This is a genomic window from Sphingomonas sp. IC4-52, from assembly GCF_020707225.1.
GTDB lineage: Bacteria > Pseudomonadota > Alphaproteobacteria > Sphingomonadales > Sphingomonadaceae > Sphingomonas.
This window is the reverse complement of record NZ_JAJFEU010000001.1, coordinates 39,814-59,957: the sequence shown is the minus strand read 5'-3', so window position 1 is coordinate 59,957 and position 20,144 is coordinate 39,814. Positions and strand designations below refer to the sequence as shown.

Here is a 20,144-nt window from a genome sequence, read left to right as displayed (position 1 = left end):
CGAGCGGGACCGGCGATATACCGGCGCTGGTGCGGCTATTGACTGCTGACCAACGCAGCGGCGCCTGCCCTGATCAACCCAGCGCTTCGCGATCAGCACTCTGCCGCTTGCCGTGGCCTCAAAGCCGCCATTGCTCCCGCCAGAGCACCGTCATGCGCGACGAGCAAGTCGTCTGCCTCGTCCGCGGATGCACCCAGAGCCACCAGCACCGCCCTCCGGATCTCTTCTCCCGCCCGGTCCAGGGCCGCAGCTGCCACGTCGCGGCTGACCCCGGCAATATTCGAGACCATCGCCTCAGCGCGCCCACGCAGCTTGCGGTTGGAGACCCGCATGTTCACCATCAGGCCCTGATGCACCAATCCGCGGCGCAGCATGATGGTGGTGGACAGCAGGTTGAGCACCGCCTTTTGCGCTGTTCCCGCCTTCATCCGGGTCGATCCAGCCACGATTTCACTTCCCGTGTCCGCCAGGATCGCATGCTCCGCCTTGGTAAGCAGGCCGACGCCTGGATTGTTCGCTACCCCGATGGTCAAGGCGCCCGCCTCGCGCGCAGCCTCGGTCACTGCCAACGTGTAGGGTGTACGCCCGCTGGCGGCGACGCCGATCACCACGTCGCTCGCCTCAACGCCAAGCTGCGCGACCGCTTCACGGCCGGCTGCTGCATCATCTTCGGCTCCCTCGACACTTTCGGTCAGGGCAGCCGATCCGCCGGCCATCAGGAATACGAGCCGCTCGCGCGGCCAGTTATAGGTCGGGAACAACTCCACCCCATCCTGCACGGCAACGCGGCCCGACGTACCCGCGCCAGCATAAATCAATCGCCCCGTGGCCCCGAGCCGCCGGGCAGCAGCCTCCGCGGCGGACGCAATGGTCGCGACCTGGCTCTTGATCGCCGCAATGGCCGCCATCTGGCCCTCCAGCATGGCCTCGACCGCAGAGACGGATGGCCAGCAGTCGATGGAGACGTAGCGCGGATCGACCTGCTCAGTGCTCATCGGCCGACGCCTCCGCGAAGATCTTGCCAGGGTTCATCAGGCCTGCCGGATCGATCGCGGCCTTCAACTGCCGCATCAGCGCGACGGCTTCACCGCCATGCTCACGCAACAGCGCCCCCCGTTTGCCAATACCAATGCCATGTTCCCCGGTGCAGGTTCCCCCAACCGACAGCGCAAAGTCGATCAGTTCCTCGTTGACCTGCCGCGCTCTTGCCCAAGCGCTCGGATCATCCCGGCGCAAGACGAAGAAGACGTGGTAATTCCCATCGCCCACATGCCCCAGTATCGGCGCCAGCAACCCTGCGGCATCGATTGCCGCCCTCGCACGCCTGATCGCCTCCGCCAGGCTGGAGATCGGAACGCAGATGTCGGTGGACCATGTCACCGCATCCGGCACTAGCGCGCGCGCTGCCGGCAGCGCGGCGTGACGCGCGCGCCACAGGCGGCGTTGTTCGTCACGGTCAGCTGACATCACCAGCGTGCCCGCACCATTCGACCCGCCGATCGCTTCCAGCTGCTCGCATTGCTCCTGAACGGCTCGGGGCGAACCATGCAATTCCACGAACAACGTCGGCTGTTCCGGCAGCGAAAGGCCTGCGTAAGCGTTACAGGCTCGGATCGCCACCGGGTCCAGCAACTCCATCCGCGCCACGGGAACGCCGCTCTGGATCGTCTCGATCACCGTTTGAACGGCGCCCTCCAGGCTGCCGAACCCCCAACTTCCGGCGAGAACGGTCTCCGGGATGCCGTGCAACCGAACTGTGGCTTCCACGATCAGCCCGAGTGTGCCCTCCGATCCGGTGAACAGATGTGTGAGATCATAACCCGCGGCTGACTTTCGCGCCCGACTGCCAGTCCGGATCATCGTGCCATCCGGCAGCACGACCTTCAGCCCCAGCACGTTTTCCCGCATCGTACCGTAGCGCACGGCGTTCGTTCCTGACGCCCTGGTGGAGATCATGCCTCCGATCGTCGCATTCGCGCCGGGATCGATCGGGAAGAACAAGCCCGTTGCGCGCAGCTCCTCATTCAGTGCCTCGCGAGTGACTCCGGGCTCCACCACGCACAGAAGGTCTTCTGGCGCCACTTCAAGGACGCGGTTCATGCCCGACAGGTCGACCGAGACCGCGTCGACGACCGCGCCGGCGTTGCCCTCCAAAGAGGTGCCGACGCCCAGCGGCACGATCGGCACTGCCAGAGCTGTCGCCGCCCGCATTAGGATCTGTACTTCTTCTGCGGTGCGTGGCTGCGCCACGACGTCTGGCAGTAGGGCCTCGTGGTGCCCTTCGGCTGCCATGAACTGTGCGCGGCCGGCTTCGTGCGTGATCCACCGTTCGCCGAAACGATCGGCCATTTGCTCGCTCAGCCTGATCAGCGCCGTCATTCGCGTGTCACCTCCGGCAAGGCAAAGCCTGCAAGGAATAGCGCCCCGTCCAAAGCATCCCCAAGCGGCTCGCTGAGCTTCGCAACCGTTCGGGCGCGCAACCACGGTCGCAGGTGCGGTGCGAGTCCGCCCAGGATCGCGCAGGCCGGCGCGCCCCGCTCAAAGATCGTTTCGATGAACCGCTCCACATGGCCGGCGGCATCCTCCACGATGGATCGCGCGATCGGATCGTCCGCTTGCGCATATTGGATCACGATCGGCGCGAGGGCGGCATAATCCGCCGGCGTCGCGCGATCCATCCATGCAATCGCTTGCGGAATGGCGTGTCCGAAGCGCGCAGCGATGGCAAGAGCGAGCGGCGTGCGGGTCGTGCGCCCATCCAGCGCACGAAGGGCGTGCCGCATCGCCGAGAGGCCAAGCGCCGCTCCGCTGCCCTCATCCGAAATGGGAAACCCGTAGCCGCCAATCGCGAAATCGGTGCCACCCACCCGCAATTGCGCAATGCTGCCAGTGCCCAGGATCAGAGTCGCACCGTCTCGCCCCCGATGGGCGCCGAGGTTGGCGATCGCCGCGTCCGTCGCGAACGCTATTCTGGCCAGACCAAAGTCAATGGCGCGCAGCGCTTCGGCGCTCCCGGGCCGTGACAAGCCAGCGATGCCGACGCCTGCCGCGATATCGGCGCGCGCGCTCGCGGCAAGGCCAGCGGACTCCAGGGCTTGATCGATCACATCGTCGAAAACTGCCCGCACGGCGGCAGCGCCGATGCGCATGTTGGCCGGCCCGGCGTGTCCCGTGCCGATCACCAACCCGCTTTGGTCGATCAATCGCGCGCGGCAGTGGCTGCCGCCCGCATCCACACCGAGATACCAGCTTACCATCGCAATCGCCATTCTGCGCTCGCGGGCGCGTGATGACCCATATCGGCTTGTCTCGCCGGTATAACCAGCAGTGATGCCGTCGCCACTCACCGCAGCTGCCGGGATTGACGCGAGCGAGCGGGCGTTGAACGATCGGCGGCATGACCGAACTGGCTGCTCCGGCAGCGCTCGCTGAGCCACCTTCCGCACCGGCCGCCATCGATCGCCGCGGCATGGCCCTTTATGGCGTGCTGGGGTTCGCCGCGGGCCTGCCCTTTTACATGTTCTCCACGGTGCTCGCGCTCCGGCTACAGGCACATGGCGTGGCGCTGGCCGTGATCGGCTTCTTCGCCTGGGTGCAGCTGCTGCCCACCCTGAAGTTCGTCTGGGCGCCGCTGCTGGATCGGTATGCCGTCCCCGGCTTCTCCCGATTCTACGGGCAGCGCCGCGGCTGGATGATGCTGGCCCAGCTTGGGATCTTCACTTCTCTTGTCGCGATGGCGTGGACCGCTGAAGACGCCTCTCTCGGGGTGACCGCGCTGTTTGCCGTGTTGCTGGCTTTCTGGACAACCACGCTGGAAGTCGCCGCCGATGCCTGGCGTATCGAACTTTATCCTACGCAGGACGAGCAAGGCCCGATCGTTGCCGCCAATCTGTGGGGCTATCGCGGAGCGATGGTCGCCGCTGGCAGCGGCGCGCTCCTGCTTGCCGATTGGGGTGGTTGGACGATTGCCTACCTCGCCATCGCGGCGGCCGCATTTCTTCCCTTTCCGATCCTGGCCGCCATGCGCGGCCACACGCCCGACGCCCGGGAGAGGGTTCCCGCGCTTGCTACCGGACTGGTCGCCAGCGGCATGATCCTCGGCAGCGCCATGGTTGCCACCGCCGCCATCGGCTGGCTCATCCTGTGGGCCGCGTCCGGCGCGGGAATTGATGCCGACACGAACGTCACCCCCTGGGTGCTGGGCTGCTGCATGCTTCCGTTTCTGCTCATGGCCGCCGCACTCCCGCAGATCCGCCGCGCACCCAGCGACGCGCCGATCCGCCGCTCCGCGCTGCTCGGCCCCTACGTCGATTTCTTCTGGCGCTATGGCTTCGGCGCGCTGATCCTGCTGGCGTTCGTCTCGCTTTATCGGATGGGCGACGTTCTCGCGCTCAATCTCTCCAAGCCGATGATCAAGGATCTCGGCTACTCCCTGTCACAGATTGGCCGTGCGGATAGCGTTGTGGCGCTTGCCGCCAGCGCGATCGGCGTTGGTCTCGCTGGCTGGATGGTCACTCGGCACGCCATGTCATGGATGCTGGCGATCGGGGCCCTCGTGGCTGCGATCGGCAATTTCGGCTTTGTCTGGCTTCAGCATCAGCCCGTCAGCGAAGGGCTCCTCTACATCGCAACCGGTGCAGACCAGTTCGGCAACGGCTTCGCTGGTGCCGTTTTCGTGGTCTATCTCTCCTTGCTGGTGAACCCGCGGTATCCCGGTGCTCAATATGCCTTCCTGACCGGCTTTGCCTTTTTGCTCCCGAGGCTGCTTTCAGGCGCCGGCGGGACGATCGTCGGCCGGATCGGCTATGACAATTTCTTCCTGTTGTCTGGCGCACTGAGCCTTGTGGCCGTCGTGTTCCTGCCGCTGCTCGCCCATATCCGCCCCAGATCCGAAGAGAGCGAATGATCGATTCCATTGTCGAAGGCGGCTTTGCGCCCGCCGCCGCGGCTGTGTCCGCTGGCCGTATTCCAGGCGCCGCTTTAGGCATCGTTACGGCCGATGGTACGCGCGCCGTTCGCCTAGCCGGCCTGGCGCAGCGAGAACCGGAGGAAGAGCCGCTCACGCGCGAACACTGGTTCGATCTTGCATCGGTCAGCAAGGTTATCGCCACGACCAGTTTCATCCTGCGGCTGGCGGACGAAGGTCGGCTGGATCTCGATCGTCCGCTCACTGACGCCATCCCGGATCTGCGCCAATATGATGTCGCGAATGCGCCGGAACGTCGGCTGACCTTCCGGGACTGCCTGGTGCATCGCACCTTTCTCCCGGCCGTGGAGCCGATCTACACCTATGGCGATGATCCGGCGCGCCTGCGGGCCTTCGTTCTTCAGCGCGAATGGCGGCACGGCCCGTCGGTCTACTCGGATATCAACTTCATCCTGCTCGGCATCGCTATCGAGCGACTGACCGGCGCCGGGCTGGAAGCCCAGCCGCTCGGCAAAGGCCTCAGCTGGGGTCCGCCCCCGGGCCCGGCGGTCGCAACCGAACACTGCCAATGGCGGGGCCGGGTCATGAAGGGCGAAGTGCACGACGAAAATTGCTGGGCGATGGGCGGGCGTACCGGCCATGCCGGACTGTTCGGAACCGTCGACGGCGTCCTCGATTTCGCTCGCGGCCTGCTGGACGGCTCTGCCGCTTCTCCCGCGATGCTGGACGCAATTCGGACACCGGTTGAGGGTCATCGTACGGCCGGCTGGGAGATCCGCTTTCCCGGCTGGTCGGGTGGTCAGGCCTGCTCGCCTGGCGCCATCGGCCACACAGGCTTCACCGGCACCGGTCTCTGGATCGATTTCGAGCGTGACCTTGCGTGGACGCTACTCACCAATCGCGTCCACCCCACGCGCCATCATGACAGCGGCATCTTCACCCTTCGCCCGGAAACCGGCGACGCGGTGATCCAGGCTTTCGACGCCGCTTGAACACAGGCAGCACTGCCGGTCACCTCCTCAGCTCGCCGGATCGTACATGAACTCGCGCAGTTCCTGGGAACACCGGCAAGCGACCGCAAGCCGGCGCGCCCAGGCCATCGCCTCGTCCCGCGTCGGCAGTTCCAGGATCGTGAACCCGCCACGCAGCTGACTGCCCGGATAGATCTGCGGCGATGCGGACCCGTCGCCCGCCACCAAAACCGGCGCCACCTGCTCGTTGATGCCTCCGCCGAAGACATAAACGCCTGCCGCCTTCGCTTGCTCGATCACGGCGCGCGCCGCATCCGCCACCGCCTGCAACTCGTCCTCCGGGACGATCATGGCTTCGCTCGGAAACGAGATCAGGTACTTCGTCATGGCTCTAATCCTGCGCCGCTTGAGCGCTGGCCGCAATGCGGGGGATTTGCTCCCGCCATTGCGCCCCTCAGGCGGCGCCGGATCGGCTTCCTCAGTTCGCCGCCGCCACGGCGACCAGTGCCGCGTCAAGCGAAGCGGTGGCGCTGACGTCGCCGGGCATGTCATTCGCGTAAGCGGCGAAGGTAAAGGTGCGGCCGGTCGCCGTCGTGAAATAACCAGCAAGTGCGTTGGAGGCATTCAGTGTGCCGGTCTTCGCAAACAGCCGCCCCTCCAGAGCCGTGCCCTTGAAACGGTTTGCCAGCGTCCCATCCTTACCCGCGATCGGGAAGGTTCCGCGCCACGCCGCGCCCCAGGGCTGTTCCGCACCCCAACGGAGCAGCCTGACACTGGCACGCGGGGTCACCCGATTATAGTTGGACATCCCGGATCCGTCGCCAAAGTCATATTGCCAGCGCTGGATGCCCGCCCGCTCAAGCACGGCATCCATCGCGGCATGTCCGTCGGCCACCGATCCGCTTCCGGATACCGCACCCACCCGCCGCAACAGCAATTCGGTGTGCAGGTTCTGGCTCACCTTGTTCGTGTGCACCAAATCCTCGCGGAGCGGTGCCGGGGTCAGCCTTGCCAACGCGGGTACTTCGGGCGGCCTCGCTGCCGGCGCGTTGCCGCGCACCTTGGGATCGTCCGCCGGCATCACCGGCCGATGCCGCACGCCCACCTTGCCGGTGACCCGGACGCCCGCCGACCGCAGAAGTTCGGCAAAGCGCCAGGCGGCACGGTGCGCCGGATCATCGACACCCAATCTGACTTCATAGGGTGAGGCATCCGCCGGGATGGTGCCCGTCAGCCGCAGCAGATCGCTTCCGGGCTCGCGCATATAACCGATCGAGCGCTTGCCTCCTGCGGGCACGGTCACCACGCGATTGTCGATCCGGTAATAGCCGTCACCGGAAACCTCAGGCGCGCTACCCGCGCGGCCAGGGCGCACCATCAGCGCCACTTCATTATCGTCCATCGTCAACGCGGACACGGCCGTGCCATAGCGGCCCACCATGTTGTTCCAGCTCATGCCCGCTGGCCAGCGTTCGTCCGGAAACGCGGTGTCGTCACCGATCACGTCGCCCACGACCTTCGTCTCACGTGCCACGGCATCCACCAGCGTCGCCAGGCAATCGTTGGTGCAATCCCGCGCGCTGGAAAGCCGCGCATCCCCCGCGCCCACCAGAACCACGTCCCGCAGTGCGCCGCGCGGTTCCAGCCGCACGCTGGCGCCCGCAGCCGTATCGGCACCTTCCGTCTCCAGCATGGCAAAGGCCGCGGCGGTGGTAAACAATTTGGTGTTCGACGCTGGAACGAAGCGGTCGTCCGGCCGGATCGCGACGATCTCGCGTCCGGTCTCGTCAACCACCAGCAGGCCGATACGGGTGCCGGTCGCCGCGGTCCCAAGCGCCTCCGTCACCGGAGCGGGCGCGGCAGTGGCCGGGGTCGGGGATGATGTGTCCGCCGCAGCGGCAGCCAGCAACGGCAGCAGGATCAGCATCATTCCGTATCGATCTCCTCTCGCAAGACAGCCAGAAACTCGCTCGCCAGCGCTGAGGGCGGCCGGTCGAGCAGGTGAATCGCGTGCACGTCAAAGGTGAGCGACGGCTTCAACGGCCGCGTGGCGAGCCCTTCCGCCACCCACGCCTCGGCCGTAAAACTGTCCACCACCGTGATGCCGACGCCGGCGCGCACCAGCGCGGCCGCGATATAGAAGGTGCGCGCCGCAACCACTTCGTCCAGCGCGATGCCCAGCCGGTCGAGCTCGTCGGTCAGCAGCGTACCGATCGGCCCGCTTCCGGCCAGTGAGATGAAGCGGCGGTTGGCAAGCTCCGCCAGCTCCACCCGGGCGGGCGCGTCGGGCATTTCCGCTTCGCGATAGAGCACCACCAATTCCCCCTCGCCGAGCCACGTATTGCTCAGCGCGGCGCCGCGTGGGGGTTCGCTCGCCACGGCAATGTCGGTCTCGCGCTCGTACAGCTTGCGGAGGAGGTCGTCGTGATGAACCGTCTGTAGGTCGAAGTGGACGTCCGGGTGGCGCTCCATGAAGCGCGAAACGGCTGCGGGCAGGACGCCGAGGGCAAGGCTTGGCAGCGCGGAAATACGCAACCTGCCGCCACCGCCGCTGCGCATGTTGCGCCCGGCTTCGCGTAGGGCGCGCACGCGCTCCTGGATCTCCGCGACATCGGCGAAGAGGTTGTGGGCGTCCTCGGTCGGCACCAGCCGGCCGCCGATCCGCTGGAACAGGTCGAAACCCAGCAGCGTCTCGGCGTGACGCAGGGTTTTCGATACCGAGGGCTGCGACACATTCAGCGCACGGGCCGCGGCGGAAACGGAGCCGTTGACGTAAACGGCGTGGAAGATTTCGATATGGCGCAGGTTCACGGCCGGGTCCCTAGCGCCGCTGCCGTCACTCGACTACCCGTCCGCGGAACCGTTCTTCGTCCAATCCTCCCTCAGCGCGCGCCACAAGGGTCGCGACCGTCAGGTTGGCCGAAGCGGACGGAACGGTGCGCGTCATGTCGAGCAGCCGGTCGAACGGCAGCACCAGCCCCACCACCAGCGCGGTCTGCTCCGGCGACACGCCCACCGCCGACAGCATCGCCGCCAGCATGAACAACGAGGCGGACGGCACCGGCGCCGTGCCGAACGCGGCCAGCGCACCGGTTGCCAGCATCACGACCAGCATCTGCGCATCGGGAATGATGCCCAGCGCCTGTAGCGCGAACTGGCCGAGCAGCCCGACATACATCGCCGTCCCGTCCTTGCCGATCGCCGCGCCCAGCGGCAGCACGGTGGAGGCGACGGGCCGCGCTACGCCCAGATTGTCGTGCGCCACGCGCAGCGCCACTGGCAGCGTCGCGGAGGAGGAGGCGGTCGAGAATGCGATCGCCAGCGCATCGACGATCCCGCGGAAGAATCGCACCACCGGCAGCCGTGCGACCAGCGCGATCAGCCCGGCATGCACCACCAGCATCTGCGCCAGCGAGGCGACGATCACGCACAGCGCCAGCCAGCCGACGTTGACGAACACCGCCGCGCCATTGGCGGCTACCGCATTGGCGATCAGTGCGAAGACACCGAACGGCGTCACTTCCATCACGATCCGCACGATATGCATCAGCACCGCGGCCAGGCCCTGCAACAGCGCGACGACCGGCTTGCCTGCCTCGCCCGCCAGCACGCTGCCGATGCCCAGCAGGATTGCGGTGAAGATGATCGCCAGCATGTCGCCCTTGGCCAGCGCCTCGATGATGTTGGCCGGCACGATCGACAGCAACTGGTCGCTTGGCGACACCGCCGCGCCCAGCACGTGCGGTGCGACACCGGCCAGCGCGATCCCCTCACCCGGCCGAACCAAGAGGCCGACGGCCATGCCCAGCGATACCGCGATCAGCGTCGTCACCGCGAACAGCCCGATCGTGCGCCCGCCGATCGGCCCCAGCCGCCTCGGGTCGCCGAGCCCCGCGATCCCCGCCGCGATGGTGATCAACACCACCGGCACGACCAGCATCTTGATCAGCCGCACGAACAGGTCGCCGACGATCTTCACCGCCGGCGCCGCATCGGGCCAGATCAGGCCGAGCAGCGCGCCGAGCACCAGCCCGGCCACTACCCGCTTCCACAAAGTTATCGCGAACCATCCACGCAGGATGGTCACGCCGGCGTTCCCCAGAAGCCCGGCGCCGGCGGCTGCATCCAGCCGGCCTCGTCACGCACCCCGCCCTCGCGATCAGCGGCCAGCCACAAGGGCCCGTCCAGATCGACGAACGACGCGCGCTCCGCGACCAGCATCGCCGGGGCAATGCCCAGCGACGACGACACCATGCAACCCACCATCAGGCCAAACCCCATCCCCAGCGCCGCATCGGCGAGCGCCAGGGCTTCGGTCAGACCGCCGGTCTTGTCGAGCTTGATGTTGACGTAATCATAGCGGCCACGCAGCCGCGGCAGGTCCGCACGGGTATGCAGCGCCTCGTCGGCACAGATCGGAATTCGGCTGCCCAGCCCTTCCAGCCCTGCGTCCTCATCGGCCGGCACCGGCTGCTCGAGCAAGTCGACGCGGTGCGCCAGCAACATGTCCTGCCACCGCGCGACATCCTCGACCCGCCAGCTTTCGTTGGGATCGACGATCAGGCGCGGCAGCGCCGCCACCGCTCGCACGGCGGCCAGCTGCGCCTCCGCTTCTTCGCGGTTCAGCTTCACCTTCAGCAGCGGCACCGACGTGTGGCGCTGCGCCACCGCCGCCATCGCCTCGGGCGTATCGATGCCGATCGTGATCGCGGAGGCCAGCGCCTCGGGCGCGCGGCATCCTGTCAGCGCCGCGACGCTCGTCCCCGCGCGCTTCGCCTCCAGGTCCCACAACGCGCAATCCACCGCGTTGCGCGCGGCGCCCGCCGGCATCGCGGCGGCAAGCTCCTCGCGCGACGCGCCACCTTCGATCAGCGCCCGCACGCCCTCGATCGCCGCCAGCGACCCCTCGACTGTCTCGCCATAGCGCGGATAGGGAACCCCCTCGCCGCGCCCGACATGGTCGCCGTCGCGCACCGAGACCGTCACCACATCGGCAACCGTCTTCACCCCGCGCGAGATGCGGAACGGGGTGTGCAGCGCGAAGCCGTCGTGGCGGGCGTCAAGCGTTCGCGGCATCGGTCGCCAGCAGATGGTCGATGATTGGATCGGCGCCAAAGCGGAACGGATCGGTGCACGGCAGGCCATGCGCCTCGCTCGTCGCCGCCAGCAGGTCGCGCGCCTCGGCCTCGCCCAGCTTGGCAGTGTTCAGCGCGATGCCGACAAACCGCACCGCCGGGCTGGTCAGCCGCGCCACGCGCAGGTTCGCGTCGATGCACTCGGCAAGGTCGACCAGCGGATAATGCGGCAGACCGCGCATGTGCGGCCGCGTCGGATCGTGGCACATCACCAGCGCCTGCGGCTGCGCCCCATGCAGCAACCCGGTCGACACGCCGGCAAAGGCCGGGTGGAACAGCGATCCCTGCCCCTCGATCAGGTCCCAGCCATCATCGCTGCGGGCGGGCGCCAGATCCTCGATCGCGCCGGCGATGAAATCGGCCACCACCGCGTCGAGCGGCACGCCGTCGCCCGCGATCAGGATCCCAGTCTGCCCGGTCGCGCGAAAATCGGCGGTGACGCCGCGCGCGCGCAGCGCGTCGCGCAGGCACAGCGTCGTGTACATCTTGCCGACCGAACAATCGGTGCCGACCGTCAGCAGCCGCTTGCCCGCGCGCTTCTTGCCATTGCCCACCGGCAGGTCGGGCCGCGGGTCGCGAATGTCGAACAGCTGCACGCCCGCTGCCTTCGCCGCCTCGACCAGCCGCGGCTCGTCCTTCAGCCGCTGGTGCAGGCCGCACGCGAGGTTCATCCCGGCCGCGATCGCTGCCAGCGCATCGGCCATCATCCATTCGGGGAAACGTCCCCCGGCATTGGCGATGCCCAGCACCAGCGTCCGGGCGCCCGCCGCTGCCCCGGCTGCCGCGTCCATGCGTGGCAGGTCAAAGCTGAACGGGCAGTCGTCGTGCCGCCATTCGCCGACGCAATCCTGGCGTCGAAACGTGGCGAGGCCGCGCGAGGTCTTGAGGCCAAATTCGTCGTCCGAATGGCCGAGGTACAGCAGATATGGTGCCGGAATGCTCATAGCGCTGGACGATAGATGGCGCCCGCAGGGACCCGCCAATCGCGCTCGCAGCTTTGCCTATAACGCAAGGCTATTGCCCGCAATTGACTGGCCGCGGCCGCAGCAGGGCACGTCCCGCCGCGGCCCCGGTTACCGCCCCGTCCTTCAGCGCCAGCTTGCCGTTGACGAACAATGCGCTGACGCCGGCACTCGGCTCGCGCGGCCGGATGTAGTCGGCCCGCGGGGCGTAACCCACAGGATCGAACACCACGACATCGGCGAATGCGCCGGGCTTCAGATAGCCACGATCCTTGATGCGATACATGTCGGCGGTCGCTCCGCTCGACCGGCGGATGAACTGCGCCAGGGTGATCACCGGCCGCTTCATGACATAATCCTGATACAGTTTGGGGAAGGTCGCATATTGCCGCGGATGCCCGTTCGATCCGTCGGAGGAGGTGACGACCCACGGCTGCTTCATGATCAGGTCGACGTCGCGTTCCGCCATGTTGAAGCTCGCGACGCCAGAGCCGGCGGGGTCGGTCCCGTTGGCATTGGCGACGCGCAGGATGCGGATCGCCGCGTCGATCGGATCGAGCTTCCACGTCGCCGCCATCTGCGCCAGCGTCTTGCCGGTCCACGGCTGCCCCTGGGAGATCAGCAGCAGCGATTCCGCCCCGCCGCGACGTCGCAGATTCTCGCGCATCTCCGCCTTGATCTTCGCCATGGTCGCAGGCGTGTCGAACCGCTTGATCATCGCCTGATAGCCGCCATCGACCGCCCAGGCGGGGACCAGCGAGGCGTCGACGCTCGATCCGCTCGCGAGCCACGGATATTGGTCGGCGGTCACCTCCTGCCCCGCCGCGCGCGCTTCCTCGATCGTACGGATCAGGTCGGGCGCCTTGCCGTGCAGGTCGACGCCCAGCGCCTTCAGGTGCGCGAAATGCACCGGGGCTCCCGCTCGGCGCCCGATCTCGATCGCTTCCTTGGTGGAGGCAATCAGGCCGATGTTATAGTTGGACTCATCGCGCTGGTGGCTGTCGTACATCCCGCCGCGCTTGCCCACCTCGGCCGCCACTGCGGCGACCTCATCGGTCTTGGCAAAGCTCTGCGGCGGATAGAACAGCCCGGCCGACAGGCCATAGGCACCCTCGCACATCGCCTTCGCCGCCAGCCGCTTTTCCTCCGCCAGTTCGGCCGGGGTCGGCGTGCGATCGGCCTTGCCCAGCACGCGCTGGCGGATCCCGCCAAAACCGACGAACGGCACCACATTGGTCCCGATCCCGCTCGCCTCCAGCTTGCGCGCGTCATCGCCCACATCGGGCGTGCCATAGCCGTCGACGCCGATCACGATCGTCGACACCCCCTGCGCCAGCCACGGCAGGTTCAACCGAACCTTGGGATCATCTGACCGGATATAGCTGTCCGGGTGCGTATGCGCGTCGATGAAGCCGGGCGCGACGATCTGCCCCTTGGCCTCCACCACCTGCCCGGCGCGCGTGCCACGGCCCGGCCCGACATAGACGATGCGATCGCCCGCGATCTCGACGTCGCCGGTGATCGGCGGCGTGTCGGCGCCGGTGTAGATCGTGCCCCCGCGGATCACGACATCGACGTTCGGCCCGCTCGCCGCGCCCAGCGCCAGCAGCGATCCAATCGCTACCCCGGCGCGCAACATGCCCCGCATCACTTGTCCTTCCCCTGCGGCGTCAGCGTCGAACGGCTGACAGTCGCCGCGTCCACCGCCGCGCGGCTGAACGGCATCGGCTGCATCTCACCCTTGATCCACGGGGCATATTGGTCGCGGTAATGCGGTGATCGCGGGTCGTTCGACTGCCCCGGCAGGTTCAGCATCACCGATTTGTCCCAATCCCCCACGTCGATGACATGAAGGTAGCTCGCGCCGCCGCCGGTCCGCCAGCCCGGTCCATTGCCCAGCCAACGCGCCATGACGGTATAGCTGTCACCGCCCGATCCCTCGCCCTCGATCGGCGGGAAGGCCGCGGCGATCGCCGGGATGCTCGACAGCGGATGCGCGATCCGCACCTGATGCAACGTGCCCCAGCGCCAGGCGGCGGGGTCGCTGCCCATCAGCCGCTGCGCCTCGGCCCAGCCGCTCGCCAGCGCGGCGTCCACCATGTCGGGCCGGCTCGCGGCGCGGCGCAGCAGCTCGGACGGCGCGATCTCGTCGACCAGCTCCCTGGCCTGTGCCGGCACGATCGCCGCCAGCATCCGCTTGCCCAGGTCGCGCCACACGATCTCGTACAGCGCCGCAGCGCCGCTATCCTTGTCGAGCCGCGCGTCCCATCCGGACAGCACCTTCACCGCCGGCGCCGCGCCCGCCGACGGCTGCTTGGGCAGCAGCGCCAGGAACTGCTTGGCCGGCGTCGACAGCGTGTCGAACTGCAATGCCACGCTGTCCGCAACCGAATGGTGCGGCTGCGATTCCAGCACCTCGGCGACGCGCTCGTAACGATAGGGGTCGCGGAACGAGAAGGCCGGGATCTTATCGCGCGGCCAGTCGGCCGGCAGGTTGTTCTGGTTGGCCGATGCGAACCAGCCCTTCTTCGGGTTGAACTCGCTCGGCAGCGCGCGGAAATCGCGATAGCCGTTCCAGTCGTAACGCCCGTCGCCCGGCACCGGCATCAGCCCGTCGCCCTTTTTCCGCTGCGGAACGAACCCGATCACCTGCCAGCCGTGGTTCCCTTCCACATCGGCATAATGGAAATTGGTCGGCGAGGCGTGCAGCTTGAACGCCTCCTTCAGGCTGTTCCAGTCGCGCGACAGGTTGATTGCCACCATCGCGAAGGATCCGGACCCGCCGGGCTGCATCCCGATCGAACCAAGCACGGTGGCGCGCCCGCCCGCCGGATCGTGCATGATTACCGGTCCCTGCACGGCATAGCGCAGCACCACCTTCTGCGAAGTGCCGCCCTTGACAAGGATCGTCTCCTCTACCCGATCGAACCGCTTCCACCCGCCATCATGGCGATACCGCTCCGGATCCTTGGGATCGAGCTCGAGCACGAACAGGTCTTGCTGGTCGATGTGGAAGTTCGTGCGGCCAAAGGCGAAGCCGTCAGTGTGCCCTTGCATGATGCCCGGCAGCCCCGGCGCACCGCCGCCGATCACGTCCAGGCCCGGCGCAGTCAGATGCGCCACATGCCGCGGCCCGAAGCCGCCGATGCCCAGGTGCGGGTCGTTGGCCAGGATCGGGCGGCCGGTGGTGGTGCGGCTGCCCGCCACGGTCCAGGCATTGGACCCTGCCTGAGAACGATCGAGCTGCTCATCCGGGTCGCGCGTCGGCGTGTCCGGTCCGAAGGGCAGCCGCCCCAGCTGCAGAACGCCAAGATCCGCGTCGCTCACCTTTGACGCGTCCAGCCCGGCCGGCACCTCCAGCTTCCAGGCTGGCCGCAGCGGTGCGATCACCGCATCCAGCTCCAGTAGGCCGAGCGCAGCCAGCTTTGCGCGCCGGATCTCGTCGTCCGCATTGCCGATCGATCCCCCGCGCGCCAGCACCAGATCACGAATGTCCCAGCGCAGCGGCATCACGCCCAGGATGCGATATTCCAGCGGCAGCTGGCTCGGATCCTTTTCCACCTCCGCGATGCGAGCGTTCATGCCGGCGATATACCCGGCCACGCAGCTGCGAACCTCCTCGGGCACTCGCGCCAGCTCCGCATCCAGGTCGCCCCGGTAATGGAACAGCCGCGCCACGGCGTCGTGCTTGGCAAAACCCGGCCCGAACGCCTCGGCCATCCGGCCCAGCTCCCGACGATGCGCCAGGTCGATCTGGAACAACCGGTCGCGCGCCACGACATAGCCTTGGCCGAAGAACGCATCCGGCTTCGTCTGCGCGCGGATATGCGGCACGCCCCACCGATCGTCGATGATCTCGATGGGCGCCGATAATCCTTTTACGCGGAGCGGGCGGGCGGTCGGCGCGGATTGCCCGTGGCATGCGACGGACACCAGCGCCGTCGCCGCGGAGCCAAGCAGAAACAGGCGCCGGTCGAGCATTGCGATCCTTTCGTCATCGGTCTCGCCGCAGGCTAACGCCCTCGTAAGCGGCGCGTCCATGACAAGCGCGCTCCACCTCATAGAAGGCGGTTATGCGGCCGCGCAGCGGCGCTTCCATATGCGCAATCTATGGATCAACAAACAAACGTAAGTCGATCGCCTCTTGACGCCTTTCCGCCCATACCGGCACGTTCCACAGTAACGGCGATCTGCGACAACAGCATGACGCACGCGGGTAGGTTCAGGTTCAAGAGCTTTCGGGGGACGGCACATGCGTGGTATTTTCTTGTCCAGGGCAATGCTCGGCACAACGGGGCTCATCGCCCTTGCGGCTGGCCTTGCAACGCCGGCAGCGGCACAAACACAACCGTCGAATGTCGCGACGGCCCAGATCGGCGATCCTGCGCCGGGAACCAGCGATGACAGCAGCGGGCCAGACGTGGTCGTCACCGGCACCCGCATCGTCCGGGATGGATTCCAGGCACCTACGCCGCTCACGGTGCTGACCCAGGAAGAAATTCAGAACTCCTCCCCGTCTAACAACGTGGCGGACTTCGTGAACCAGCTGCCAGCCCTGGCCGGCTCGACCCGCCCGTCCAACTCGCGCCTGAACCTTTCGAGCGGGCAGGCCGGCATCAACGCGCTCAACCTGCGCAACCTGGGCGAATCGCGCACGCTGGTGCTGCTTGACGGCCGCCGCTCGGTTGCCTCGACCGTCACCGGGCTGGTCGACGTCAACACCATCCCGCAGGCGCTAATCAAGAGCGTGGAGGTCGTCACTGGCGGCGCGTCATCCGCTTACGGCTCGGATGCGGTGGCTGGTGTGGTGAACTTCGTGCTCGACAAGAAGTACACCGGGCTCAAGGTCGCCATCGACAGCGGCATCACCGGAGAGGGCGACGGCGCCAATTACTCGTTCGCCGTGACGGGCGGCCTTGAGTGGGGCAGCGAAGGTCGTGGCCACCTGCTGGTCAACGCGGAGCTCGCACATCGCGACGGCATCTTCGAAGTCGACCGCGATTGGAACGCCACCGGCTATGTTCGCATCCAGGATCCGAACTGGACCGCGACCAGCACCACGCCGCAGTATTTGATCCGCCGCCAGGTCGGCTCGGCCAACTCCACCCCCGGCGGCCTGATCACGGCCTCGACGGGCACCCGCACCAATCAGCTGCGCGGGACGTATTTCGGCTATAACGGGTCGGTAAACCAATATCAGTACGGCGCCCTCACCTTCCCGTCGCCGACGGGCACGGCGGTACCGTCGCTGACCCAGGGTGGTGACTGGCGGGTCAACGACTCCGGCCGCCGTATCGGCCTCGATCCCGAAGACGATCGCCGCGGTGTCTTTGCCCGCGCCAGCTACGAAATCGCCGACGATATCGAGATTTTTGCGGAGGGTTCGTACAACTGGCAGCAGGTGTTCTTCAACGCCGGGCCGAACCTGTCGACCGGCATTGCGCTCAACGCCACCGGCTGCACCACCGTGCCCGTTCCGGTCACCTGCAACGCGTTCCTGTATAACGCACTTGGCCCGGCGGCGCTCAACGGGATCACCGGCGTCACCCTTGCCACGACGGCGGCAGACCTGCCGTTCCGCGCTGCCGACAACAAGCGTGAGGTGCAGCGTTACGCGATCGGCGCCGAGGGCACGGCTGAGGTGTTCGGCAAGAACGCGATCTGGAACATCTACGGCCAATATGGCCGCGCGGATCTGCGTGAACAGCTTCGCAACATCATGCACATCAACCGCATGAACAATGCGACGGCGGCTGCTTTCGCCCCGGCCGGCAGCAGCTATGCCCCCGGTTCGATTCAGTGCCTGATCAACGTCGACGCCAGCACGACGAACAACGATCCGAACTGCGTCCCGCTCAACCGTCTGGGTATCGGTGTCGCGAACCCCGCCGCCATCGCCTATGTGCTTGGTGATCCGTACCGCGACGAAGTGGTCGAACAGTATAACGCTGCCTTCAACGTCTCGGTCACGCCGTTCCGCACCTGGGCGGGCGACGTAAGCATCGCGACCGGCGCGGAATACCGCGAGGAGAAGATTCGCGGCTTCGTGCCGACCGAGTTCCAGCCGACGGCGACCACCAATGCCGCTGGCCGGCCGACCACGTCGAACGCTTGGTCGGTGGGTAACTATCTGCCCACCAACGGCAGCTACAACGTGAAGGAAGTCTTCCTCGAAACGGTGGTGCCGCTCGGGTTCGGGCTGGAGTTCAATGGCGCCGTTCGTGCAACGGACTATTCCACCGCCGGCTATGTCACCACTTGGAAGGCCGGTGCGACGTGGCAGCCGATCGACGACTTCCGCGTCCGTGTCACTCGCTCGCGTGATATTCGTGCGCCCAACCTGAACGAACTGTACCAGGGCGGCTCCGCCAACAGTGACTCGGTTCGCAACCCTGCCTACACCACCGATGGCGCCAACGGTCCGTCGTCGTTCGGCTACTCGGGCTTTGTCACTGGCAACACCAACCTGCGCGTCGAAAAGTCCGATTCCTGGAACGCCGGCATCGTTCTGACGCCGCGCTTCCTGCCCGGCTTCAACCTGTCGGTCGATTACTTCGACATCCAGATCGAGGACGGGATCACCACCTTCAGCGCACAGAGCATCTTTGACCTGTGCTATGTCGGCAATCAGGATTTCTGCGCCGCGATCTCGGACGATCCGAGCCGCTCGACGCCGGGTCAGCCGTATAAGCTGGTTCGCAGCCAGCCGTTCAACGCTGCCGGTCAGACGGTGCGCGGCGTCGACATCGACGCCTCCTATCGCCTGCCGCTGCAGCGGGTCTTCGCCGACGCGGAGGGTACCTTCACCCTGCGCGGCGTGGCGACGCGGTATATCGACAACATCCTCGACACTGGCGTGCCGGGTGCCGTTATCTCCAACTCGGTCGGCGTGAATGGCGGCCAGTCCACCACGCCCAAGTGGATTTACCGTTTCAGCGCGACCTACGACACGCCGAACTTCGCGATCACGGCGGTCGGTCGCGGTATCAGCGCGGGCAAATATGTCGCGAACGGTGTGGAATGCACCACCGGCTGCCCGGTTTCGACGGTCAACGCACCCACCTATGAAAGCAATCGAGTGTCGGGTGTGTTCTATGCCGACCTGAACCTGACGCAGAAGGTGACGTTCGGTGACGCGGAGGCGCAGTTCTTCGTGAACGTCACCAACCTCTTCGATCGCTGGCCGCTGCTGCTGCCGGAAACAGGTCTCGCCGCGAACAGCACCTATTCGGATCTGCTCGGCCGCCAGTTCCGCATCGGCCTCCGCATGGAGACGCGCTGATCGCCATCAAGGGGGCGAGCGCAACCGCTCGCCCCTTTTTCTTTCGTCGGCAGCCCAGCAAAGGGCGCCGCCGGCGCGCTCGACGCCGCGCCTCCGGGCTATTCGTCGCGTCCGATCATCTGCCGGCGCCCGCCGCCCGCAGGCTCTCGCACTGCTTCACCAGCGTCCGCGCACTCTGCTCCGTCAGCGGCTGGAACAGCAGCGACTGCCACCCAGCCACCGTCTCCAGGTCGAAGTCCCACCAGCGCGATTCCGCGACCAGCGTTGCGATGGGATCCGGGAAGCGCGCCCGGAGCATACGGGCTGGGACGCCGCCCATGATCGCGAACGGTGGGACGTCGCGTGTCACCACGGCTCCTGCCGCCAGCACCGCGCCGTCGCCGATGCTGCGGCAACCGCTTAAGATCGTGACGCGGTCACCGATCCAGACATCATTGCCGATCACCAGCGGGTTTTCTTCGTCCAGCGGTATCGTATCGCGCGGCACCAGGCCCAGCTTCGCATTGTAGAAAAAGGGATGCTGGCTCACCCGTTCGATGGGATGGTCCCGGCGCCGCACGATCAGTTCCTGACCGACGGAGCACCAGCGGCCTACCACCGTGCCGCGCGGCAACACGCCGCGGTGCAGGATCGCGCCATAGGAATAGTCGCCGATCGTCACCCCCTGATGCGCCCGCATCAACCTGCGCAGCCGCGGGGAGCGCATTTCCCCGCCGTCCCAGCGCCGCATCAGCCGAAGGAACCAGCCGTGCGATCGTCGCCCGGCGTACAGTTTCTCCAACACCGTTGATTGCAGCGCCTCGATCATTCCGCTCCCCCGTTATTCCCGGCGCCTGAACCAGGCTGCTCCATTTCTGCGCCAACTCT

The 20,144-nt window shown here is 66.8% G+C and carries 15 protein-coding genes; 3 read left to right on the top strand and 12 right to left on the bottom strand.

The genetic code is table 11. From position 1 onward, the window contains the following. Positions 1 to 92: 92 nt before the first annotated feature. Genes LK535_RS00265 through LK535_RS00255 form a run of 3 tightly spaced genes read right to left on the bottom strand, consistent with a single transcriptional unit; the run spans position 93 to position 3,269 of the window. A complete protein-coding gene (locus LK535_RS00265; protein WP_227769905.1) occupies positions 93 to 995 on the bottom strand; it encodes an N-acetylmuramic acid 6-phosphate etherase in 903 nt (300 codons plus the stop codon). Next, positions 985 to 2,379, bottom strand: coding sequence for an FAD-binding oxidoreductase (locus tag LK535_RS00260; RefSeq protein ID WP_227769904.1), 1,395 nt, complete (start codon positions 2,377 to 2,379; stop codon positions 985 to 987). The genes LK535_RS00265 and LK535_RS00260 overlap by 11 nt, the downstream gene beginning before the upstream one ends. Further along, entirely contained in the window at positions 2,376 to 3,269 is an 894-nt protein-coding gene (locus LK535_RS00255; RefSeq protein ID WP_227769903.1) for a BadF/BadG/BcrA/BcrD ATPase family protein, read from the bottom strand. The genes LK535_RS00260 and LK535_RS00255 overlap by 4 nt, the downstream gene beginning before the upstream one ends. Positions 3,270 to 3,397: 128 nt before the next feature. Between LK535_RS00255 and LK535_RS00250 the strand changes: the two genes are divergently transcribed. Together LK535_RS00250 and LK535_RS00245 are read left to right on the top strand one after the other, a co-directional pair. Then, positions 3,398 to 4,906 (top strand): MFS transporter, encoded by a 1,509-nt coding sequence (locus LK535_RS00250; RefSeq protein ID WP_227769902.1) that lies wholly within the window; start codon positions 3,398 to 3,400, stop codon positions 4,904 to 4,906. Beyond that, entirely contained in the window at positions 4,903 to 5,919 is a 1,017-nt protein-coding gene (locus tag LK535_RS00245) for a serine hydrolase domain-containing protein (protein WP_227769901.1), read from the top strand. The genes LK535_RS00250 and LK535_RS00245 overlap by 4 nt, the downstream gene beginning before the upstream one ends. Before the next feature lie 27 nt (positions 5,920 to 5,946). Here the strand turns inward: LK535_RS00245 and LK535_RS00240 are convergent, their stop codons facing one another. The 8 genes from LK535_RS00240 to LK535_RS00205 all read right to left on the bottom strand — a co-directional run bounded on the left by LK535_RS00240 (position 5,947) and on the right by LK535_RS00205 (position 15,976). Beyond that, complete coding sequence (locus tag LK535_RS00240; RefSeq protein WP_227769900.1) at positions 5,947 to 6,285, bottom strand: YciI family protein; 339 nt, start codon at positions 6,283 to 6,285, stop codon at positions 5,947 to 5,949. A gap of 91 nt (positions 6,286 to 6,376) precedes the next feature. Continuing rightward, entirely contained in the window at positions 6,377 to 7,828 is a 1,452-nt protein-coding gene (gene dacB, locus LK535_RS00235) for a D-alanyl-D-alanine carboxypeptidase/D-alanyl-D-alanine-endopeptidase (protein ID WP_227769899.1), read from the bottom strand. Next, on the bottom strand, positions 7,825 to 8,709 hold the full coding sequence (locus LK535_RS00230) for a LysR family transcriptional regulator (protein WP_227769898.1): 885 nt from the start codon (positions 8,707 to 8,709) through the stop codon (positions 7,825 to 7,827). The genes dacB and LK535_RS00230 overlap by 4 nt, the downstream gene beginning before the upstream one ends. 25 nt (positions 8,710 to 8,734) lie before the next feature. Next, the gene (locus LK535_RS00225; protein ID WP_227769897.1) at positions 8,735 to 9,985 is read right to left on the bottom strand and encodes a dicarboxylate/amino acid:cation symporter; all 1,251 of its coding nucleotides are present in this window, start codon (positions 9,983 to 9,985) and stop codon (positions 8,735 to 8,737) included. Beyond that, entirely contained in the window at positions 9,982 to 10,974 is a 993-nt protein-coding gene (gene dgcA, locus LK535_RS00220; protein ID WP_227769896.1) for an N-acetyl-D-Glu racemase DgcA, read from the bottom strand. Before dgcA ends, LK535_RS00225 begins: the two co-directional genes overlap by 4 nt. After that, the gene (dgcN, locus tag LK535_RS00215) at positions 10,958 to 11,977 is read right to left on the bottom strand and encodes an N-acetyltransferase DgcN (protein WP_227769895.1); all 1,020 of its coding nucleotides are present in this window, start codon (positions 11,975 to 11,977) and stop codon (positions 10,958 to 10,960) included. The genes dgcA and dgcN overlap by 17 nt, the downstream gene beginning before the upstream one ends. A gap of 70 nt (positions 11,978 to 12,047) precedes the next feature. Beyond that, positions 12,048 to 13,643, bottom strand: a complete 1,596-nt coding sequence (locus LK535_RS00210) for an N-acyl-D-amino-acid deacylase family protein (protein WP_415837044.1) — start codon at positions 13,641 to 13,643, stop codon at positions 12,048 to 12,050. Beyond that, positions 13,643 to 15,976, bottom strand: coding sequence for a penicillin acylase family protein (locus LK535_RS00205; RefSeq protein WP_227769894.1), 2,334 nt, complete (start codon positions 15,974 to 15,976; stop codon positions 13,643 to 13,645). The genes LK535_RS00210 and LK535_RS00205 overlap by 1 nt, the downstream gene beginning before the upstream one ends. A gap of 271 nt (positions 15,977 to 16,247) precedes the next feature. Between LK535_RS00205 and LK535_RS00200 the strand changes: the two genes are divergently transcribed. Then, positions 16,248 to 19,277 carry a TonB-dependent receptor plug domain-containing protein gene (locus LK535_RS00200; protein WP_227769893.1) on the top strand — a complete coding sequence of 1,010 codons (3,030 nt, stop codon included), beginning with the start codon at positions 16,248 to 16,250 and terminating at the stop codon, positions 19,275 to 19,277. Positions 19,278 to 19,392: 115 nt separating this feature from the next. Here the strand turns inward: LK535_RS00200 and LK535_RS00195 are convergent, their stop codons facing one another. After that, complete coding sequence (locus LK535_RS00195) at positions 19,393 to 20,085, bottom strand: CatB-related O-acetyltransferase (RefSeq protein WP_227769892.1); 693 nt, start codon at positions 20,083 to 20,085, stop codon at positions 19,393 to 19,395. Positions 20,086 to 20,144 lie beyond the last annotated feature (59 nt).

What these genes read in the sequence shown, in the direction of transcription:
- LK535_RS00265 (WP_227769905.1), bottom strand. Translation starts at nt 995, where the DNA reads ATGAGCACTGAGCAGGTCGATCCGCGCTACGTCTCCATCGACTGCTGG.
- LK535_RS00260 (WP_227769904.1), bottom strand. Translation starts at nt 2,379, where the DNA reads ATGACGGCGCTGATCAGGCTGAGCGAGCAAATGGCCGATCGTTTCGGC.
- LK535_RS00255 (WP_227769903.1), bottom strand. Translation starts at nt 3,269, where the DNA reads ATGGCGATTGCGATGGTAAGCTGGTATCTCGGTGTGGATGCGGGCGGC.
- LK535_RS00250 (WP_227769902.1), top strand. Translation starts at nt 3,398, where the DNA reads ATGACCGAACTGGCTGCTCCGGCAGCGCTCGCTGAGCCACCTTCCGCA.
- LK535_RS00245 (WP_227769901.1), top strand. Translation starts at nt 4,903, where the DNA reads ATGATCGATTCCATTGTCGAAGGCGGCTTTGCGCCCGCCGCCGCGGCT.
- LK535_RS00240 (WP_227769900.1), bottom strand. Translation starts at nt 6,285, where the DNA reads ATGACGAAGTACCTGATCTCGTTTCCGAGCGAAGCCATGATCGTCCCG.
- dacB (WP_227769899.1), bottom strand. Translation starts at nt 7,828, where the DNA reads ATGATGCTGATCCTGCTGCCGTTGCTGGCTGCCGCTGCGGCGGACACA.
- dgcA (WP_227769896.1), bottom strand. Translation starts at nt 10,974, where the DNA reads ATGCCGCGAACGCTTGACGCCCGCCACGACGGCTTCGCGCTGCACACC.
- dgcN (WP_227769895.1), bottom strand. Translation starts at nt 11,977, where the DNA reads ATGAGCATTCCGGCACCATATCTGCTGTACCTCGGCCATTCGGACGAC.
- LK535_RS00210 (WP_415837044.1), bottom strand. Translation starts at nt 13,643, where the DNA reads ATGCGGGGCATGTTGCGCGCCGGGGTAGCGATTGGATCGCTGCTGGCG.
- LK535_RS00205 (WP_227769894.1), bottom strand. Translation starts at nt 15,976, where the DNA reads ATGCTCGACCGGCGCCTGTTTCTGCTTGGCTCCGCGGCGACGGCGCTG.
- LK535_RS00200 (WP_227769893.1), top strand. Translation starts at nt 16,248, where the DNA reads ATGCGTGGTATTTTCTTGTCCAGGGCAATGCTCGGCACAACGGGGCTC.
- LK535_RS00195 (WP_227769892.1), bottom strand. Translation starts at nt 20,085, where the DNA reads ATGATCGAGGCGCTGCAATCAACGGTGTTGGAGAAACTGTACGCCGGG.